General features: G+C 69.7%; 19 protein-coding genes. 8 read left to right on the top strand and 11 right to left on the bottom strand.

What is annotated here, in order from left to right:
• Nucleotides 1-63: 63 nt before the first annotated feature.
• From ACPTTF_RS13785 to lpxK, 5 genes are all read right to left on the bottom strand, one after another.
• Nucleotides 64-822, bottom strand: coding sequence for a 3-hydroxyacyl-CoA dehydrogenase (locus ACPTTF_RS13785; protein ID WP_423371469.1), 759 nt, complete (start codon nucleotides 820-822; stop codon nucleotides 64-66).
• Nucleotides 823-1,216: 394 nt separating this feature from the next.
• Nucleotides 1,217-1,879, bottom strand: a complete 663-nt coding sequence (adk, locus tag ACPTTF_RS13780; protein WP_011352990.1) for an adenylate kinase — start codon at nucleotides 1,877-1,879, stop codon at nucleotides 1,217-1,219.
• Between the two features lie 210 nt (nucleotides 1,880-2,089).
• On the bottom strand, nucleotides 2,090-2,881 hold the full coding sequence (gene kdsB, locus ACPTTF_RS13775; RefSeq protein ID WP_423371468.1) for a 3-deoxy-manno-octulosonate cytidylyltransferase: 792 nt from the start codon (nucleotides 2,879-2,881) through the stop codon (nucleotides 2,090-2,092).
• 111 nt (nucleotides 2,882-2,992) lie between these two features.
• Nucleotides 2,993-3,187, bottom strand: coding sequence for a Trm112 family protein (locus tag ACPTTF_RS13770; protein ID WP_010090898.1), 195 nt, complete (start codon nucleotides 3,185-3,187; stop codon nucleotides 2,993-2,995).
• Nucleotides 3,168-4,196, bottom strand: coding sequence for a tetraacyldisaccharide 4'-kinase (gene lpxK, locus ACPTTF_RS13765; RefSeq protein ID WP_423371467.1), 1,029 nt, complete (start codon nucleotides 4,194-4,196; stop codon nucleotides 3,168-3,170). The genes ACPTTF_RS13770 and lpxK overlap by 20 nt, the downstream gene beginning before the upstream one ends.
• A 450-nt stretch (nucleotides 4,197-4,646) precedes the next feature.
• Between lpxK and xseA the strand changes: the two genes are divergently transcribed.
• Together xseA and sodB are read left to right on the top strand one after the other, a co-directional pair.
• On the top strand, nucleotides 4,647-6,029 hold the full coding sequence (xseA, locus tag ACPTTF_RS13760) for an exodeoxyribonuclease VII large subunit (RefSeq protein WP_423371466.1): 1,383 nt from the start codon (nucleotides 4,647-4,649) through the stop codon (nucleotides 6,027-6,029).
• Nucleotides 6,030-6,255: 226 nt separating this feature from the next.
• On the top strand, nucleotides 6,256-6,834 hold the full coding sequence (gene sodB, locus ACPTTF_RS13755; RefSeq protein ID WP_011352986.1) for a superoxide dismutase [Fe]: 579 nt from the start codon (nucleotides 6,256-6,258) through the stop codon (nucleotides 6,832-6,834).
• Nucleotides 6,835-6,939: 105 nt separating this feature from the next.
• On the opposite strand, the gene chrA is transcribed toward sodB, so the two are convergent.
• Both chrA and ACPTTF_RS13745 read right to left on the bottom strand, forming a co-directional pair.
• Nucleotides 6,940-8,151 carry a chromate efflux transporter gene (chrA, locus tag ACPTTF_RS13750; protein WP_423371465.1) on the bottom strand — a complete coding sequence of 404 codons (1,212 nt, stop codon included), beginning with the start codon at nucleotides 8,149-8,151 and terminating at the stop codon, nucleotides 6,940-6,942.
• 86 nt (nucleotides 8,152-8,237) lie between these two features.
• Nucleotides 8,238-8,945, bottom strand: coding sequence for a Crp/Fnr family transcriptional regulator (locus ACPTTF_RS13745; RefSeq protein ID WP_423371464.1), 708 nt, complete (start codon nucleotides 8,943-8,945; stop codon nucleotides 8,238-8,240).
• An 81-nt stretch (nucleotides 8,946-9,026) separates the two neighbouring features.
• On the opposite strand from ACPTTF_RS13745, the gene ACPTTF_RS13740 reads away from it, so the two are divergent.
• The 3 genes from ACPTTF_RS13740 (at nucleotide 9,027) to ACPTTF_RS13730 (ending at nucleotide 11,304) form a co-directional block, all read left to right on the top strand.
• Nucleotides 9,027-9,551, top strand: a complete 525-nt coding sequence (locus tag ACPTTF_RS13740; protein WP_423371463.1) for a DUF962 domain-containing protein — start codon at nucleotides 9,027-9,029, stop codon at nucleotides 9,549-9,551.
• The gene (locus ACPTTF_RS13735) at nucleotides 9,544-10,590 is read left to right on the top strand and encodes a 2-dehydropantoate 2-reductase (protein WP_423371462.1); all 1,047 of its coding nucleotides are present in this window, start codon (nucleotides 9,544-9,546) and stop codon (nucleotides 10,588-10,590) included. The genes ACPTTF_RS13740 and ACPTTF_RS13735 overlap by 8 nt, the downstream gene beginning before the upstream one ends.
• Before the next feature lie 108 nt (nucleotides 10,591-10,698).
• Nucleotides 10,699-11,304, top strand: coding sequence for a class I SAM-dependent methyltransferase (locus ACPTTF_RS13730; RefSeq protein ID WP_423371461.1), 606 nt, complete (start codon nucleotides 10,699-10,701; stop codon nucleotides 11,302-11,304).
• Between the two features lie 19 nt (nucleotides 11,305-11,323).
• Here ACPTTF_RS13730 and ACPTTF_RS13725 read toward each other — a convergent pair whose 3' ends face one another.
• Both ACPTTF_RS13725 and mdtD read right to left on the bottom strand, forming a co-directional pair.
• Nucleotides 11,324-12,595, bottom strand: a complete 1,272-nt coding sequence (locus tag ACPTTF_RS13725; RefSeq protein ID WP_423371460.1) for an EAL domain-containing protein — start codon at nucleotides 12,593-12,595, stop codon at nucleotides 11,324-11,326.
• Between the two features lie 179 nt (nucleotides 12,596-12,774).
• Nucleotides 12,775-14,211 carry a multidrug transporter subunit MdtD gene (mdtD, locus tag ACPTTF_RS13720; protein ID WP_423371459.1) on the bottom strand — a complete coding sequence of 479 codons (1,437 nt, stop codon included), beginning with the start codon at nucleotides 14,209-14,211 and terminating at the stop codon, nucleotides 12,775-12,777.
• 205 nt (nucleotides 14,212-14,416) lie between these two features.
• Between mdtD and ACPTTF_RS13715 the strand changes: the two genes are divergently transcribed.
• Nucleotides 14,417-14,740: a DUF2917 domain-containing protein gene (locus tag ACPTTF_RS13715; RefSeq protein ID WP_423371458.1), complete on the top strand. Its 324-nt coding sequence runs from the start codon at nucleotides 14,417-14,419 to the stop codon at nucleotides 14,738-14,740.
• Here ACPTTF_RS13715 and ACPTTF_RS13710 read toward each other — a convergent pair.
• Complete coding sequence (locus ACPTTF_RS13710; protein WP_423371457.1) at nucleotides 14,713-15,945, bottom strand: citrate/2-methylcitrate synthase; 1,233 nt, start codon at nucleotides 15,943-15,945, stop codon at nucleotides 14,713-14,715. The two genes, ACPTTF_RS13715 and ACPTTF_RS13710, sit on opposite strands and share 28 nt — an antisense overlap.
• A gap of 140 nt (nucleotides 15,946-16,085) precedes the next feature.
• Here ACPTTF_RS13710 and ACPTTF_RS13705 point away from each other — a divergent pair, with 140 nt between their 5' ends.
• Entirely contained in the window at nucleotides 16,086-17,477 is a 1,392-nt protein-coding gene (locus ACPTTF_RS13705) for a CoA transferase (protein ID WP_423371456.1), read from the top strand.
• Nucleotides 17,478-17,510: 33 nt separating this feature from the next.
• Here ACPTTF_RS13705 and ACPTTF_RS13700 read toward each other — a convergent pair whose 3' ends face one another.
• Entirely contained in the window at nucleotides 17,511-18,257 is a 747-nt protein-coding gene (locus ACPTTF_RS13700) for a GntR family transcriptional regulator (RefSeq protein WP_021156386.1), read from the bottom strand.
• A gap of 166 nt (nucleotides 18,258-18,423) precedes the next feature.
• On the opposite strand from ACPTTF_RS13700, the gene ACPTTF_RS13695 reads away from it, so the two are divergent.
• Nucleotides 18,424-19,269 carry an aldo/keto reductase gene (locus ACPTTF_RS13695; protein WP_423371455.1) on the top strand — a complete coding sequence of 282 codons (846 nt, stop codon included), beginning with the start codon at nucleotides 18,424-18,426 and terminating at the stop codon, nucleotides 19,267-19,269.
• Nucleotides 19,270-19,277: the final 8 nt, after the last annotated feature.

The raw sequence follows: 19,277 nt of genomic DNA, 5'->3' as shown, positions 1-19,277 counted from the left end.
GCCGCCGTGCTGACGGAACCCTGAATGAAAAAACGCCCGCATCGCGGGCGTTTTTTTGCGCGCTTACTTCGGCTGCATCCGGATCGCGCCGTCGAGGCGGATCACTTCGCCGTTGAGCATCGGATTCTCGACGATCTGGCGCACCAGCAGCGCGTATTCGGCCGGTTTGCCGAGCCGCGGCGGGAACGGCACCATCGCGCCGAGCGCGTCCTGGACGTCCTGGGGCATGCCGAGCAGCATCGGGGTCTCGAACAGGCCGGGCGCGATCGTCATCACGCGGATGCCGCTGCGTGACAGGTCGCGCGCGATCGGCAGCGTCATGCCCGCGACGCCGGCTTTCGACGCCGCGTACGCGGCCTGGCCGATCTGCCCGTCGAAGGCGGCGACCGACGCGGTGCTGACGATCACGCCGCGCTCGCCTTCCGCGGTCGGCGCGGTGGCGGCCATCGCGGCGGCGGCGAGCCGGATCATGTTGAACGTGCCGACGAGGTTCACGTTGATCGTCTTCGCGAACACGTCGAGCGGATGCGCGCCGTCCTTGCCGACGGTCTTCGCGGCGGGCGCGATGCCGGCACAGTTCACGAGGCCGCGCAGCGTGCCCGTGCGCGTCGCCGCGTCGACGGCCGCCTGCGCGTCGGTCTCGCTCGACACGTCGCAGTGCACGAAGCTGCCGCCCAGCTCGGTTGCGAGCGCGGTGCCCGCCGAGTCGTTGAGGTCGGCGAGCACGACTGTGCCGCCTGCCTGCGCGAGCATCCGCGCCGTGCCGGCGCCGAGGCCCGATGCGCCGCCCGTGATCAGAAATACGTTGCCGCGAATTTCCATGACTGTCTCCGTGTCGACCGCCCTTGGCGCTTTAGCGCTTAGGGCGGTCCCATGCAAGGCGGTCGACCGCCCTTGGCGCTTTAGCGCTTAGGGCGGTCCCATGCAAGGCGGTCGATCGCCCTTGGCGCTTCAGCGCTTGGGGTGGTTCGATACAAAGCGGTCGACCGCCGTTGGCGCTTCAGCACAAGTTGCGCTTCCAGGGCTAAGCGGTTGCCTGGTTCGATGCCTCGTGATCGGTTGAAATGCGGGCACGCCGGTTGTTGGAGGCGCCCGCACTCGACCGATTGTACGGGGTGCCATCGCGCGGCGGCGAGATCAGGACGGCCACGCGAATTCCGCCTGCGCAAAAAAAAGCCGCCCGAAAGGGGCGGCTTGCGGGTGCGCGACGCGTTGCTTACTTCAGTGCGCCAAACGCGCGCTCGCGAATTTCCTCGACACTGCCGAGACCCGAGATCTTGCGATACTGCGGGGCCTTCAGGCCGTTTTCCTCGCCGCGCTGCGCCCAGTCGCCGTAGTACGTGATCAGCGGCTTGGTCTGCGCTTCGTACACTTCGAGACGCTTCTTGACGGTTTCTTCCTTGTCGTCGTCGCGCTGGATCAGCGGCTCGCCCGTCACGTCGTCGTGCCCTTCGACCTTCGGCGGGTTGAACTTGACGTGGTACGTGCGGCCCGATGCCGGGTGCGTGCGGCGGCCGCTCATGCGCTCGATGATTTCCGAGAACGGCACGTCGATCTCGAGCACGTAGTCGATCGCGACGCCGGCTTCCTTCATTGCATCAGCCTGCGCGATCGTGCGCGGGAAGCCGTCGAACAGATAGCCGTTCGCGCAGTCGGATTCTTTCAGGCGCTCTTTGACGAGGCCGATGATCAGCGCATCCGGCACGAGCTTGCCGGCGTCCATGTAGCCCTTCGCCTCGACGCCGAGCGGCGTGCCGGCCTTCACGGCCGCGCGCAGCATGTCGCCAGTCGAAATTTGCGGGATGCCGAACTTTTCCTTGATGAAGTTTGCCTGGGTGCCCTTTCCCGCGCCGGGCGCGCCCAACAGGATCAAACGCATGGTGATATCTCCAAGTATGTAGATTCGTGTGGCGAGACGCAAAAAATCGCCGGCGACGGTGTGCGCGGGGCTTGCCTGGCGCGCGGCGGATCGGTCTGATGCGGCGCGTCGGGTTGGGCGACGCGCGGCTGCCGGCAGGGCCGCGGGCGGGGTCAAGCGAGGACGCGCTGGTCGCGGACGGCTCGCACAATCGCCTGATTATGCCACGGGTTATTTTGAACCCGGCTGAAAAAGGGCCTGCACGCGTGCGAGATCGGCCGGCGTGTCGATTCCGGCTTCGGGCGCGGATTCGGTGATCAGCACGGCGATGCGCTCGCCGTGCCACAGCGCGCGCAACTGTTCGAGTTGCTCGGCCTGTTCGATCGGCGCCTGCGCGAGCGTCGGATACGTGCGCAGGAAACGCGCGCGATACGCGTAGAGGCCGATGTGCCGGTAGACCGGGAAAGCGGGCGCAGGCATGGCTGCGACGTCGGGCCAGTGCGGCTGGTATGCGTCCCGGCTCCATGGAATCGGCGCGCGCGAGAAGTACAGCGCGACGCTTTGAGCGTCGAGCGCGACCTTGACGACGTTCGGATTGAACACGTCGGCCGCGTCGTGGATCGGATGGGCCGCCGTCGCAATCGCGTAGGCCGGATGCGCGGCGAGGTGCGACGCTACGTCGCGCACGAGGACGGGGTCGATCAGCGGTTCGTCGCCCTGAACGTTGACGACGACGGTGTCGTCGCTCCACCCGAACGTCGCGGCGACTTCCGCGAGCCGGTCGGTGCCGGACGGATGGTCGGCGCGCGTCAGCACCGCTTCGAAGCCGTGATCGCGTGCCGCATCGAGCACGCTCTGCGCGTCGGACGCGACAAGCACCTGCTGCGCGCCCGCTTCGCGCGCACGCTCGGCGACGCGCACGACCATCGGCTTGCCGCCGAGATCGGCGAGCGGCTTGTTCGGGAGCCGCGTCGACGCGAGCCGGGCGGGAATGACGGCGATGAAGGGTTGCGGGTGAGTCATCGGGGAGGGCGGAGAAAAGAACGGAGCGGGCGGCGCGTCTGGCGCGGGTCGCCCGGCGGGGTTCGGCGCCGTGGCCGCGGACGGGCCGCGGCTCGGGCTTGGTCGGGCGGCTTAGCGGCCGGCCGGGTCGACCGGCGTGCCTTCGACGGTCTGGCGCGCTTCGTCGACCAGCATCACGGGGATGCCGTCGCGGATCGGGTAGGCGAGCTTGTCCGCGTTGCAGATCAGCTCCTGCGCGGCACGGTCATAGTGGAGCGGGCCTTTGCAGATAGGGCACACAAGGATTTCAAGCAGGCGAGCGTCCACGGAGTTTCTCCACAACGAGGGCAATGAGGCGAGGGTCGAGCGCGGCTTCGACGGGGACGACCCACAGTCGAGCGTCGCGCCAGGAAGCGCCCAATTTTACTGCATCCTTCTCGGTGATCAGGATCGCGTCGACGGCGTCGTCGACGAACGGATTGTCGGCGAACGCATAGTGGTCGGGCAGCGCGCGCGTCGCGGGCGCGAGACCGGCCGCGCGCAGCGTCGCGAAGAAGCGTTCCGGCGCACCGATGCCGGCCGCGGCGAGTACGCGCTCGTTCGCGAATTGCGACAGCGGGCGGCGCAGCGCGGGCTGGTCGAGGTGCCACGCGGCGCCCGGCGTGAGCGCGAGCGAATAGGTGTCGGGCCACGGCGGCAGCGCGCCGCTGTATGGATCGTTGACGAGCGTGGCGTCGCGGTGCCGCGACAGCGGCTCGCGCAGCGGGCCGGCCGGCAGCAGGAAGCCGTTGCCGCCGAGCCGGTGGTCGAACACGACGAGCTCGACCGTGCGCGCGAGGCGGTAGTGCTGCAGGCCGTCGTCGCTGACGATCACGTCGACGTCCGGATGCGCGGCGCGTAGCGCCTGCGCGGCCGCGACGCGATCCGGGCATACCCAGACGGGCGCACCGGTGCGGCGTGCGATCAGGAGCGGCTCGTCGCCGCCCGCGCTGGCGCGCGACGCGGGCGTGACGGCGGTCGGCGCCTTCACGTTCGCGCCGTAGCCGCGCGACACGATGCCGGGTGTGAAGCCGGCCGCCCGCAAAGCATCGACGAGTGCGATCACGGTCGGCGTCTTGCCGGTGCCGCCGACGGTCACGTTGCCGACCACGACGACGGGCACGCCGACGTCGACCGGCTTCTTCCAGCCCTGCGCGTAGGCAGTGCGCCGCAGCGCCGCGCACAAGCCGAACACGCACGCGAACGGCGTGAGCGCCCACGCAAGCGCGCCGCGGCGCTGCCATTCGCGCGTCAGGCGCGCTTCGAGCCGGGCGAGCGGGCCGTCGGGCGTGCTCATCGGGCCGGGCGCGGCAGGTCGTGCGCCGCGGCGTGGGACGGATTCGTCAAGGCGGATTCTCCGTTGGGCGGCGCATGCCGCGGGGTCTGCGGAAGGCGGCACTCTAGCGCGCCGCGGGCGGGCGCGGCAAGCGCGACCGGCCGACGCAACCCACGGGGCCGGATCGCGGCGGCTTGTGGATAACTCTGTGAAGAACTCCCCGTTCGATTGCGTCAAACGCCCGTGGGGTGGGCCTCGAATCGGATGAGAATCGTTTCGAAAGTTTTAAAAATGTATAAAAATCAATGTGTTATTGCAAATCGTCTGGATTTTTCCGCGGTTTTCGAGCGTTTTAGGCCGACGATTGCCAAAGTGTGGACACCTTCCGCGCGTCACGGCGCATGCGCCCGGCGCTGGACGTCGCGCGCGTGTCGGACTATCGTGTCGCCGCCAGCATTCATCCGACCGTCCATGCCTTCCGACTCCCCATTTGCCGCACCGGGCGCGACCCGCGGCGGCGACGAAGTGATCCCCGTCTCGGCGCTCAATCGTGCGATTTCGACGATGCTCGAGCGCTCGTTTCCGCTGCTGTGGATTTCGGGCGAAGTATCGAATTTCACGCGCGCCGCGAGCGGCCACTGGTATTTCTCGATCAAGGACCAGCAGGCGCAGATGCGCTGCGTGATGTTCCGCGGCCGTGCGCAATACGCGGAGTTCACGCCGCGCGAAGGCGACCGGATCGAGATACGCGCTGTCGTCACGATGTACGAGCCGCGCGGCGAAGTGCAGCTCAACGTCGAGGCCGTGCGACGCACCGGGCAGGGGCGCCTGTACGAGGCGTTCCTGCGGCTGAAGGCGCAGCTCGAGGGCGAGGGACTCTTCGCGCCCGAGCGCAAGCGGCCGCTGCCGGCCCACCCGCGCGCGATCGGCATCGTCACGTCGCTGCAGGCGGCCGCGCTGCGCGACGTGCTGACCACGCTCGCCCGCCGCGCGCCGCACATTCCGGTGATCGTCTATCCGGCGCCCGTGCAGGGTGCCGGTTCCGCCGAAAAGCTCGTCGCGGCCGTCGAGACCGCGAATGCGCGCCGCGAGGTCGACGTGCTGCTGGTCTGTCGCGGGGGCGGCTCGATCGAGGATCTGTGGTCGTTCAACGACGAGGCGCTGGCGCGCGCGATCGCGGCGAGCGAACTGCCGGTCGTCAGCGGCGTCGGGCACGAAACCGATTTCACGATCGCGGACTTCGCGGCCGACCTGCGCGCGCCGACGCCGACCGGCGCCGCCGAGCTCGCGAGCCCGCAGCGCGCACTGCTGCTGCGCGAGGTCGGCGAGCGCCAGCGTGCGCTCGCGCGCGGCATGGAACGCCGGCTGGAGCAACGCGCGCAGCAGCTCGACTGGCTTGCGCGCCGGCTGGTGAGCCCGGCCGAGCGGCTGCAGCGGCAGCGCACGCACGTCGAGCAGCTCGCCGTGCGGCTTGCCTCCGCGGCGTCGCGGCCGGTCCGTGATGCGCGCGCACGGTTCGCGCTCGCGCAGCTGCGCTGGCAGCGCGCGCGCCCCGATCCGTCGCAGGCGCGCCAGGCGCTCGCGGGGCTGTCGCAGCGTCTTGTGCTGGCATTGCAGCGCCGTCACGAACGCGACACGGCTCGCGTGTCAGCCTGTGCGGCAAGGCTCGAGGTGCTGAGCCCGCAGCGCACGCTCGAGCGCGGCTATGCGGCGCTGATCGATGCACAGACGGGCCGCGCGGTGCGCACGCCGAACGCGCTGAAGCCGCAGCGGCGCCTGACCGTGCATCTCGCCGAAGGCTCGGCCGACGTGTCGCTCGCGGATGTGCAGCCGCGGCTGACCGATACGATCTGACGTAACCGGCGCGAGCGCAGCGGAGGTCGCGCAACGGGCGAACCTCGCGCCGGAACGGATGCTGCGCAGTGTCGGCTCACCCCGCCGGACGATGCGCGAACATCGCTTTTCCGCATACCGCGGATAAATGGCCCGTGAGTTTGCGGGGTTATTCGGTCTCGCCTACAATCGGACGCTCGGCAGCATTCAACACAAGCCCCCCTACATACTCAACGAAGGAATCGCCATGGCTCATACGCTCCCGCCGCTCCCGTACGCTGAAGACGCACTCGCACCGACCATCTCGCTCGAGACGATCCAGTACCACTACGGCAAGCACCATCAGGCTTATGTGACGAACCTGAACAATCTGATCCCGGGCACGGAATTCGAAAACCTGTCGCTGGAAGAGATCGTGAAGAAGTCGTCGGGCGGCATCTTCAACAACGCCGCGCAAATCTGGAACCACACGTTCTTCTGGAACAGCCTGTCGCCGAACGGCGGCGGCGCACCGACGGGCGCGCTGGGCGACGCGATCAACGCGAAGTGGGGTTCGTACGACGCATTCAAGGAAGCGTTCACGAAGGCCGCAGTCGGCACGTTCGGCTCGGGCTGGGCATGGCTCGTGAAGAAGGCTGACGGTTCTCTCGACATCGTGTCGACGAGCAACGCAGCGACGCCGCTGACGACCGCCGACAAGGCGCTGCTGACGATCGACGTGTGGGAACACGCGTACTACATCGACTACCGCAACGCACGTCCGAAGTTCGTCGAAGCGTTCTGGAACATCGTGAACTGGGACTTCGCAGCGAAGAACTTCGCGTAAGGTCCGGCGCTTGCGCGCCGCCATGGCGCGCGGCACCCAGCAAAAAAGCCCTCGTTTCGAGGGCTTTTTGTTTTTGTCGCGGTGGAACGTGCCGCGCGTGCCCGGTCAGGCCAGGATGCCGAGCCCCCAGCCGAGCGCCGCGCTCGCGATCACGACGGCCCACGGCGGCACGCGCCAGAACACCAGCGCGACGAATGCGACGAGCGCGGCGGCCAGGTCGCGCGGCGCCATGATCGTGTCGGTCCAGACCGGATGATAGAGCGCGGCGAGCAGCAGCCCGACGACGGCCGCATTCACGCCGGCGAGCGCGGCCTGCATCCGCGTGCTGCGGCGCAGCCGCTCCCAGAACGGCGCGGTGCCGGCCACCAGCAGGAACGACGGCGCGAAGATCGACACCAGCGCGATCGTGCCGCCGAGCCAGCCGTTTGGCGCGGTGCGCAGCGACGCGCCGAGAAACGCCGAGAACGTGAACAGCGGCCCCGGCACGGCCTGCACGACGCCGTATCCGGCCAGGAACGCCGCATCGCCGACCCAGCCGGGCGCAACCACGGCCGCTTGCAGCAGCGGCAGCACCACGTGCCCGCCGCCGAACACGAGCGCGCCCGTACGGAAGAATGCATCGACGACGGCGAGCGTATCGGAGCGCAGCGCGTGGGCCGCGAACGGCAGTACGACGAGGAGCGCCGCGAACAGCGCGAGCCACAGCACGCCCGCGCGGGGCGACACGTGCAGCGGCAACGGATCGTGGGCGCCGCGCGCCGGCTGCGGCAGCAGCACGAGGCCGGCCAATCCGGCCGCGATGATCACTGCAACCTGTGTCCACGCGGCCGGCGCGAGCAGGGCGACGCAGGCGGCTGCGGCCATCAGCGTGACGCGGCGTGCATCCGGGCACAGCGTGCGTGCCATGCCCCACACGGCTTGCGCGATCACGGCGACCGACACGATGCGCAGCCCGTGCAGCGCGCCGGCTTCGATCGGCGCGCCGCTCGCGTGCACACCGAGCGCGAACAGCATCATCAGCAACGCCGACGGCAGCGTGAAGCCGAGCCACGCGGCGAACATTCCCAAGTAGCCGGCGCGCGCGAGGCCGATCGCCATCCCGACCTGGCTGCTCGCGGGCCCCGGCAGGAACTGGCACAGCCCGACGAGATCCGCATACGCGCGCTCGGTGAGCCAGGCGCGCCGCGTGACGAACTCGGTGCGGAAGTAGCCGAGATGTGCGACCGGGCCGCCGAACGACGTGAGGCCGAGCCGCAGGAATGCGATGAACACCGGCCAGGGATGGCGCGAGGGGGCGGAGGCGGTCGACGTGCTCAAGGCGGTGCGGGCGGATGAACGGACGAGCCGCCACGATAGCGCAACGCGGTGACGGCGGGGCGGCCGCGCAACGGTGGTGCCGGGGCTCAGCGCATGCCGTCGGGCAACCCGCTCGCGCGCCGCAGCGCGTCGACGTCGACGAGCTCGATCTCGCCGACGTGCAGCCGCACGACGCCGTCGGCCTGCAGCGCCTTCAGCAACTGGTTGGTGGTTTGCCGCGTCAGCGACAGCATTGCCGCGAGCTTTTCCTGCGACAGCCGGATGCGCGTGCGGCCGGCGCTGATCCCGCCGTAGCCGTCGGCGATCATCAGCAGGCGGGCGGCGAGCCGTTGCGCGGCCGGCATCACGCTCATCGATTCGACGGTCAGGAAGCTCAGGCGCAGCTTCTGCGCCATCAGCAGCGCGAATTGCCGCCAGTATTGCGGCGTCGCGTCGAGGATCGCGAGCAGCGCGGCCTGCGGGACGTGCAGCAGCAGCGCGTCGTCGAGTGCGATCGCGTCGTGCGTGCGCGGCTGGCCGTCGAACAGCGCGATTTCGCCGAACCAGGTGACGGGCTCGGCGACCGTCAGCAGCGCTTCCTTGCCCTGCGGGTCGACCGCACCTATGGTGAGTGAACCGGTCAGCACCGCGTACAGCCCGCACGGCGGGTCGCCGCGCCGGAACAGCGCGTGGCCCGCGGGCAGGCGGCGCAGCACCGCACCGGCAACCAAGTCCGCGCGCAACGCGGGCGGCAGCGCGGCGAACCACGGGTTCGCTTCGATCTGCGGCAGGTACGGGGCGAGCGGAGCAGGCATGGATACGCGATGTCGGGTAGCTGACAGAGGTTCTCGGGCGTGACGCGCATCATAGCGCTCAACAACCGACCAGGAGACGTGATGAAGACGCTCGAAGACCATCTTTCGCAATATGCGGCCTACCACCGTGACGCGCGCAACATCGCGACGCATCTGGTCGGGATCCCGATGATCGTATTCGCGGTCGAGGTGCTGCTGTCGCGACCGGTGCTCGGGATGCTGGCCGGCATCGCGCTGTCGCCGGCGCTGCTGCTCGCGGTCGCGTTCGTCGTGTTCTACCTGCGCCTCGACCTGCGGTTCGGGCTCGTGATGACCGCGCTGTTCGTGCTCGGCCTGTGGGCCGCGCAGTCGCTCGCGTTGCTGCCGACGACACAATGGCTTGCGGTCGGCATCGGCGCGTTCGTCGTCGGCTGGATCGTGCAGTTCGTCGGGCACTGGTTCGAAGGACGCAAGCCCGCCTTCGTCGACGATCTGGTCGGGCTGATGGTCGGGCCGCTGTTCGTCGTCGCCGAGGTCGCGTTCTTCGCGGGACTGCGCGGCGAAGTGCGCCGCGAAGTCGAGCGGCGCGCCGGCCCTGTGCACGGCGGCGCGCATTCGCATGTCTGACGCACCGGTCTGCGTGATTGGTGCGGGCACCGTCGGCTGCTATCTCGGCGGACGGCTCGCGGCGGCCGGCGCGAATGTCACGCTCGTCGGCCGCGCACGGATCGGCGACGCGATTCGTCTGCACGGGCTGACGCTGACCGACCAGCGCGGCTATCGCGCGACGCTCGCCCCGGCCGATGTCGTGTTCGAGACCGATCCGGCGGCGGCCGCGGCCGCGCGGCTCGTGCTCGTGGCGGTGAAATCGGCCGCAACGCGGGACACGGCCGCGCAGCTGGCCGGCGTGCTGCGGCCTGGCACGGTCGTGATCAGCTTCCAGAACGGCCTGCACAATGCCGACGTGCTGCGCAACGCGCTGCCGCAAGCGACCGTGCTGGCCGGCATGGTGCCGTTCAACGTGATCGAGCGCGGTCCCGGCGCCTTTCACCAGGGCTCGGCCGGCGTGCTCGCGGCCGAAGCGTCGCCCGCGCTGCAGCCGTTCGCCGGCGCGTTCGCGCGCGCCGGGCTGCCGCTCGCGCTGCATCGCGACATACCGGCCGTGCAGTGGGCGAAGCTGCTGCTCAACCTGAACAACGCGGTCAATGCGCTCGCGAACCTGCCGCTGCGCGACGAACTCGCGCAACGCGCGTACCGTCGCTGCGTCGCGCTGGCCCAGCGGGAGGCGCTGCACTGGCTGGCGCGGGCCGCGATTCGCCCGGCGCGGCTGACGCCGTTGCCGGCCGCCTGGATCCCTGCCGTGCTCGATCTGCCCGATGCGGCTTTCCGTGTGCTCGGCGGCCGGATGCTTGCGATCGACCCGCTTGCGCGTTCGTCGATGTCCGACGATCTTGCGGCGCGCCGCGCGACGGAAGTCGAGTGGATCAACGGTGAGATCGTGCGGCTGGCCGCGCGTTTCGGCGCACCGGCGCCTGTCAATGCGAGACTGTGCGCGCTTGTCCACGACGCCGAGGGCGCGGCCGTGCGCCCGGCATGGCGCGGCGACGCGCTGTGGGCCGAGCTGACCGCGCAGGTGCCACGCGCGGGCGACGTGCGGGCCGCGTAGCCCGGCGTCAGACGATCGCCTGTGCGGGCCTCGTGTGCGGCACCACAGGCCGGGCGCAACGGCTAAGATGCGGAGTGCGTCATACGACGCCTATGCGGAGCACTCACCATGGTGGATCGCCCGACGCTCGATGCGTACGACGCCCATGCCGCGCAATACGCGCAGGACTGGCTCGACCAGGCCGCACCCGACGACATGTACGCGCTGCTGGAGCAGCATTTCTCGCCGGGGCCGACCGCGGACGTCGGTTGCGGCGCGGGCCGCGATACGGCCTGGCTTGCGTCGCGCGGCTTCGACGTGCGTGGCTACGACGCGAGCGCCGCGCTGCTCGCCGAGGCGCGGCGGCACCATCCGGACCTGAGCTTCGAACTCGCCACGCTGCCGGCGCTGGCCGGCGTGCCATCCGGCGCGTTTCGTAACGTGCTGTGCGAAACGGTCGTCATGCATCTCGAACAGGCCGATGCGGCCGCCGCCGCCGCGCGGCTGGGCGATCTGCTGATGCCGGGCGGCACGTTGTACCTGAGCTGGCGGGTGGCCGGAAACGGCACGTTGCGCGACGAGCGCGGTCGCCTCTACACGGCACTGGATTCGGCGCGGATGCATGCGGCGCTCGGCGCCGGCGTGTACGTGCTCGACGAGCACGAAGTCGTCAGCGCCTCGTCCGGCAAGCGCGTACACCGGTTGATCGTCCGCAAGGCGGCCGGCGCCGCGTGAAGGCGGCGCGCGGTCGCACTTACTGGTTGAGCGCCGCTTCCCAGTTGATGTCGACGCAGAGCACCTGCATGCCGGTCGCGGCGGGTGCGGCGATCGACGCGGTCACGCACAGGTGCGCCTCGTTGATCGACAGGTAGGGCGGCGTCAGGTGCACGCGGCCCGGCGCGCGCATCGCGTCGATGAAGTACGGGCGCCGTTCCCAGCTCGCGCCTTCGGAGTGCAGCAGTGGCCGGAATCGCTTGGCGCGCTGCGATACGCTGCCGCGTGCAAGCACGTTGTCGCCGATCTGGCGCCCCGATGCATCGAGCAGGAAGCAGCGCGCGGTTTCGGGCAACCCGAGCACGGCGGCCGCCGCGTCGGTAAGCGATTCGCCCGCGACGAGCTTCCGGCTTGCTTCCTCGAGCGCGGCGACGTACGGCGCGAGCCGTTCCGCCTGCGTGCGTTCACGCTGCGCGACGCGCAGCCGCAGCGCGGCCGACAGCGTATCCATGCAGCCCGCGGCGGCCTGCGGCTGCACCGGTTCGACGCTCGGCCCCGCAAAGTACTGGCCCTGCACGAAATCGACGTCGCATTCCAGTGCGATCAGCGCGTCGCGCTCGGTCGCGAGCCCGCCCATCAGCACGAGCTGGCCGGATTCGTGCAGCAGCGACACGAGCCCCGGCAGCACGCGTTCGAGATGCGAGTGCTCGCTCGCCTGCGCGAGGATGCCGCGGTCGAGCGTGACGATGTCGGGATGCAGGTGCCACACGCGGTCGATGTTCGAATGCTTCGCGCCGAACCCGACCAGCGCGATCAGGAAGCCGGCCTTGCGCAGCCCGTCGACGATTGCCGCGTAGCGCGGTGTCTCGCCGCCCGCCTGTTCCGGCACCTCGAGCACCACGCGATGCGGAGGCAGCCCGAGCGCCTTCAGGTTCGCGAGCATGGCGTCGCTGTAGACGGTGTCCATCAGTGCGGCCGGATGCAGGCTCAGGAAGAGCCATTCGTCATGACTGTCGAACGCGTGGAAGTTGCCGAGATGCAGGGATTCGGCGAGCCGGCCGAGCTCGAGCAGGTCGCCGCGCCGCGCCGCCTGTGTGAACACCTCGTGCGACGCCACCTGGCGGCTTTCCTCGTCGTGCGCACGCAGCGACGCGTGATAACCGATCGCGCGGCGGTGCGACACCGAGAAAACGGGCTGGAACACGCTGAACACGGTGTAGCCGCCGTACAGCACGGTGCGCCGGTTCCCGTCGTCGCCGGCGACGGGGCGGGGCGGCTGAAAGCCGGGGGGATCGATTTCGATCATGCTCATGATGTCGGCCGAAGGAAGACTGCCAGTTTACCTAGAGAATAGGCGAGCAAGAAGCGTGCACGGCATCGTACCCCGTGCGGCGGCGCGTCGCGCTCGAGCCGCCGGGCATCGCCGGCGCATCGCGGGGCCGCGCTGCACCGCAATGGTGCGCGCCGACCCGGTTCGGCGCGCGCCGCGCGTCACGCGCGCTCGGACGGGTCGGTCTTGCGCGCGGTGCTGCGGATCTCGGGCGCGAGCTGCGCGAAGATCCACGCGGAAGCCGCCGTGATGATCCCGACGCAGATGAATGTCGCATGGAACGCCGGCAGCGTGTTGCTCGGCGTCACGGTGCGCAGCATGCCCGTGAACGTCGCGAGCAGCGCGCCCGCGACCGTGACGCCGAGGCTCATCGACAGCATCTGTACGAGCGAGAACAGGCTGTTGCCGCTGCTCGCGCCCCCCGTGCCGAGATCCTTCAGCGTCAGCGTGTTCATCGCGGTGAACTGCATCGAGTTGAAGCCGCCGAACAGCGCGAGATGCACGACCTTCACCCAGACGGGCACCGTGTCGCGCATCAGCGCGAAGCTCGCCATCATCACGCCGACCATGATCGTGTTCGCGAGCAGCACCTTGCGGTAGCCGTGTTGCGTGATCAGCCGCGTGATGATCCGCTTCGAGAACATCCCGGCCGCCGCCACCGGCAGCATCATCAGCCCGGCCTCGAACGCCGAGTAGCCGAGGCTCACCTGCAGCAGCAGCGGGATCAGGTACGGCATCGCGCCGCTGCCGATCCGCGCGAACAGGTTGCCGAGCAGCCCGACGCTGAACGTGTGGATCCTGAACAGCTCGAGCGAGAAGATCGGCTGCGGCGCGCGCACCGCATACAGCCCGTACGCGACGAAGCACGCAAGGCTCAGGATCAGCAGCACGAGCACGGCCGCGTGCTGCATCCCGAGATCGGCGAGGCCGTCGAGCGACAGCGAGATCGCCACCATGCCGATCGTCAGCAGCAGGTAGCCCTTCAGGTCGAAGCGGCCGACTGCCGGGTTGCGCGAATCGGGCATCGAATAGAAGGTCGCGACGCAGCCCGCGACGCCGACCGGCACGTTGATCAGGAAGATCCAGTGCCACGACGCGATCTTCACGAGCCAGCCGCCGAGCGTCGGCCCGATCAGCGGGCCGATCAGGCCGGGAATCGCGACGAACGACAGCGCGGGCAGGTAGCGTTCGGCCGGGAACGTGCGCAGCACCGCGAGCCGCCCGACCGGCAGCAGCATCGCGCCGCCGACCCCCTGCACGACGCGGAACGCGACGAGTTGCGTCAGCGTATGCGCGTTCGCGCACAGCAGCGAGCCGAGCGAGAACACCAGGATCGCGCTGAAGAACACGCGCCGCGTGCCGAAGGTATCGGCGAGCCAGCCGGACACCGGGATCATCACCGCCATCGTCAGCGAGTACGCGATCACGACCGACTGCATCCGCAGCGGCGACTCGCCGAGGCTCGCGGCCATCGACGGCAGCGCCGTGTTGACGATCGTCGAATCGAGCGTCTGCATGAAGAAGCCCGTCGCGACGAGCCACAGCATGACGGTAAGGTTCTTTTCGCCGGGAGCGGCGGCAGGTGGGCGCTGGAACATGGAGGCAGGGCGGTGGCGCGGGACAGCCGACATTGTAGGGAAAGCCGCCGCGCGGCGCAGGTTCGGCGCGAAGCCCGCCGGCGATACCTGTCCCAGTCCAGTGACCAGTACGGTTCGGTCAAAAGTGTCTGCAGGCGTATCTGTCCGTGTGCTGCCACTGTCCGAAATACTGGTGGCATCGAACTCGTGCGACCAGGAGGCTGCCATGCGCGAACTGCGACTCTACGTGATGGACGGCGACGAGCCGGCCGGGCGGTGGCGGATCGTCGATCGCACCGTGCTCGAGGTGGCCGAAGGCGAAGCGTGGGCGACCGTCGAAGGGCAGGCAGACGACCACTGGCTCGGCGCGGGCGATTCGCTGACGCTTTTGCCCGGCATGCGCGTGTGGGTCAGCGCGGGGCCGCCCGGCGCGACTTTCGCGTTCGGCCCGCTCGCGGTGCCGGCCACGCGTGCTGCGCACGTATGGTGGCGGCCGCTCGTCGCGTGGCGCGACGGTCGGCGTCACGCGGCCGCGTCGCTGCCGATGTAGCGCGCGCGGGGGCGGATCAGCTTGCCTTCCGCATGCTGTTCGAGCGCGTGCGCGATCCAGCCGGCCGTGCGGCCGGCCGCGAACAGGGTGAACGCTGCGCCATCCGGCAGCGCCAGCGCGCGTTCCAGCAACGCGAGCGCAAAATCGATCGCCGGGCGCAGGCCCGTCGCCGCTTCGACGCGCGCGATCAGCGCGCTGGCCGCGTGCAGCGCCGGACAGTCCGGCGCCGCTGCGTGCAGCGCGTCGAGCAGGGCCTTCGCGCGAGGATCACCGTCGGGGTAGAGCGGGTGTGCGAAGCCGGATAGCGCGGTGCGGCCGCCGTCCGCGCGCTCGTCGTGTGCGAGCCGCAGCGCGAGGTAGCGATCGAGATCGGCGGCGCGGGCCGCCTCGTCGAGCAGCGTGCCCGCGCGGAACATCTCGCCGCCGTGGCGCGGGCCCGACAGCGCCGCGAGCCCGCCGGCGATCGCGCCGAACAGGTGGGTGCCGGTCGACGCGATGCAGCGCACCGCGAAAGTCGAAGGATTCAGTTCGTGATCGGCGCTTAGCACCAGCGCGCGGCGCAGCAGGTCGATTTCGGCGGGCTGCCGCACGTGCCATGCAACCGCAAGCTGCTGGTGGAGGGGCGCGTTGCCCGGTGCGATGCCGGCGAGCGCGGCGGCCGCGACGCGCAGCAGCAGCGCAGCCGAATCGAGCTGCGCGTCGCGCCCCTGCGCCCACAGGCGCGGCAGCGACGCGGCCGCGGCAGGTAACAGCACCAGCGTGCGTTCGAGCGGCGCGAGATGCGCCCAGCGGCGCGCCCAGTCGTCCCACTGCGCGACGTCGAAACCGGACGACGCGAGCGACGCGGCGGCAAGCCGCGCGGGCGGACAGTCCCAGAGCCGCGCGGCCGTTTCTTCCAGCGTCGCGGCGTCGGCCAGCGCGATTGCGTCGGCGCCGCGGTAGCGCAGGCGGCCGCCGGCGATCTGCGTGATCCGCGATTCGAGCACCGGTACGCCCCAGTCGAGCGAGCGCTCGGCGACGCCGCCTGCGCGTTTCGCATCGGCGCGGCGGCGTGCGAGCAGGCGCACTTCGTCGGCGTCGTAGCGGCGGCGCTTGCTCGCACCGTCAGGCAGCGAGCGCAGCAGGCCGCGGCTCACGTACGCATAGAGCGTGCTTACGCCGACACCGAGGATGCCGGCGGCTTCCTGCGCGCTGAGGGATGTCATGCCGATCGCTCCCGGCGGGGCGCATGAAGCGCGGCCCCGCTACAACTATTCGTTATGTATTGATTCGTGCAATCAAGATTGATCGCGCCTGTCGCGAATTCTAGACTCGATTTCGTCTTCTCTACTGCACCCATCCCACCATGACACCCGAACTCGCATTGACCCATCTGTGGCGACTCGCGCACGGCGACTCCGAGGCCCTGACTCGCGTGACGCTGACCGGGCAGGACCCGACGCTGCCGTCGACGTTTCAGGTCGGCACGCTCGCCGCGGCGACGATCGCGGCAGCCGGCCTCGCAGCGGCCGAATGCCACCGGCTTCGCACGGGTGTGGCGCAGACGGTCGACGTGTCGGTGCGCGATGCACTCGTTGCGTTCCGCAGCGAACGCTACCTGCGCGTGGACGACGGCCCGCCGCCGGAGTTGCGTCATCCGGTGACGGGTTTCTTCGAGACGCGCGACGGGCGCTGGATTCAACTGCACGCGAACTTCGCGCATCACCTGCACGGAATACTCGACGTGCTCGGCTGCGGCCCGCAGCCGTCCGACGTCGCTGCGGCGATCCGCACATGGGACGGCGCAGCGCTCGATACCGCGCTGGCCGAGGCCGGCCTGTGCGCGGCGTTGATCAGAATGCCTGACGAATGGGCGGCGCACGAACAGGCGCGCGCGATCGCATCGCTGCCGTTGTTCGAGATCGAGCGGATCGGCGACGCGCCGGTCGAGCCGATCGGTCGCGGCGAAGCGAGCCAGCCGCTCGCCGGCGTGCGCGTGCTCGATCTCACTCGCATCATCGCGGGGCCGGTCGCGGGCCGCACGCTGGCGTCGCACGGTGCGCAGACGCTGCTCGTCAACGGCCCGCACCTGCCGAACATCGCGCCGCTCGTGATCGACAACGGACGCGGCAAGCGCTCGACGTGGATCGACCTGCGCGACGCGGCGGGCGTCGATACGTTGCACGCGCTCGCGCGCGACGCGGATGTGTTCCTGCAGTCGTACCGTCCCGGCGCGCTCGCGGCGCGCGGTTTCGCGCCGCAGATGCTGGCGGAACTGCGGCCGGGGATCGTCTGCGTATCGGTGTCCGCGTACGGGCACGCGGGGCCGTGGGCGCAGCGGCGCGGTTTCGACAGCCTCGTGCAGTCGGCGAGCGGGATCGCGTGGCAGGAGCAGCAGGCTGCGCACGCGAACCGGCCGCGCCACCTGCCGTGCCAGGCGCTCGATCACGCAACGGGGTATCTCGCGGCGTTCGGCGCGATGATCGCGCTCGCGCGTCGGGCGCGCGAAGGAGGGAGCTGGCACGTGCGGCTGTCGCTCGCGCAGACGGGCCGCTGGCTGCAGTCGTTCGGCGTCGTGCCGGACGGCTTGCGCGCACCCGATCTCGCGCTTGCCGACGTGCGCGACCGGATCGACCGTACGGTGTCGCCGTTCGGCGCGATCGACGCCGTGTGGCCGGCCGAACGCTTGTCGGCGACGCCGCCGTCGTTCGCGCGGCCGCCCGTGCCGCTCGGCACCGACGACGCGCGCTGGCTGTGAGCGCTGGCGACCGCCGCCGGCCGCGCACGTGCGTTACTTGCGCAGCTCGACGACGAAGTCGTAGTAGTCGTTGCGGCAGTAGGTATCGGTGAGCTCGATCGCGCGCTGGTCCGACGTATAGCCGATCCGCGTGATCAGCAGCAGCGCGTCGTGCGGCGCGATGCCCATCTGTTCGGCGATTTCGTCGGTCGCGTTGACCGCGCGGAAATGCTGCAGCGCGCGCACGATCGGCGTGCCGCGCGCCTCGAGATAGCTGTACAGCGACCCGCCGATCGCCTGCGGATCGGGAATCAGCGTCGCGGGGAACGTCGAGTTCTCGACGGCCATCACGATGCCGTCGGCGAGGCGCAGGCGCTTCAGGCGCGTGACCGATGCGGCCGGCGAAAGCCCGAGCTGGATCACTTCGTCGCGGTTTGCCGGCTGGATCTCACGCGCGATCCATTGCGAACTCGGCTTGAAGCCGCGCCGTTCGAGCATTTCGCTGAAGCTCGACAGCCGCGACAGCGGATCCTCGTAGCGCGGCTGGATGAAGTTGCCGGCGCCCTGCGTGCGGCGTATCAGGCCTTGCTCGACGAGCAACGCGATCGCCTTGCGCGCGGTGATGCGCGATACGCCGAGCGCATCGGACAGCACGCGTTCGGAGGGCAATGCCTCACCGGCCGTCCAGCGGTTGTCGTGGATCGCGTCGCCGAGCTTGCGGGCGAGCTGCAGGTAGAGCGGCGTGTCGTTGTCGGGGTCGGGGCGCAGGTCCTGCCAGCGGTCGTCCGTGGATGCCTTCATGGAGTGGGTATCGATCAGGTTGCGGCCATTCTAAGTCATCACGTGGCGCCGTTATAGCCGGTTTTCGCCGTGCAATAGGTGAATTGCGCGCCGATTGACTACACTGATGCGTCGTATTCCATGCCTGGGCCGCGGTGCGCGGCCACGAATCCGCAACGAGGAACGCATGACAGACACGATCGCCACGGTCGTCCTGCCGGACGGCGAGACGATTCCGAAGCTTGGCCTGGGCACGTGGGAAATGGGCGAGCGGCCGGCCCGGCGCGCGGACGAGATCGCCGCGCTGCGCGAAGGCGTCGCGCTCGGGATGACGCTGGTCGATACCGCCGAGATGTACGGCGACGGCGCGACCGAGGAACTGGTCGGCGAGGCGCTCGCGGGCCTGCGCGACGACGTGTTCCTCGTCAGCAAGGTGTATCCGCACCATGCGAGCCGGCGCGGCGTCGTTGCCGCGTGCGACGCGAGCCTCAAGCGCCTGCGTACCGATCGCCTCGACCTGTATCTGCTGCACTGGCGCGGCTCGGTGCCCCTCGATGAAACGGTCGAAGGCTTCGAAGCGCTGCAGCGCGCGGGCAAGATCCGTCACTGGGGTGTCAGCAACTTCGATACGGCCGACATGGTCGAACTCGTCGATGAAGCCGGTGGCGGCGCATGCGCGACCAACCAGATCCTCTACAACATCGCGCGGCGAGGCCCGGAATTCGACCTGCTGCCATGGCTTGCCGAGCACCGGATGCCGGCGATGGCCTACAGCCCGGTCGACCACGGACGGTTGCCGAAGCGCTCGCCGCTCGACGAGATCGCGCGACAGCGCGGGGTGTCGGTGATGCGCGTCGCGCTCGCTTGGGTGCTTGCGCAGCCGGGGGTTTTCGCGATCCCGAAGGCGTCGCGGATCGAGCACGTGCGCGACAACCGGGCCGCGCTCGATTTCATGTTCAGCGATGACGAGCGCGCGCAGCTTGACGCGTACTTTCGTCCGCCACGCAGCAAGCGCGCGCTCGAGATGCTCTGACGACACCC

The organism is Burkholderia crassaminum, from assembly GCF_964265005.1.
GTDB lineage: Bacteria > Pseudomonadota > Gammaproteobacteria > Burkholderiales > Burkholderiaceae > Burkholderia.
Note: the sequence above shows the minus strand (reverse complement) of the source record. Positions and strands in the feature narration are given on the sequence as shown.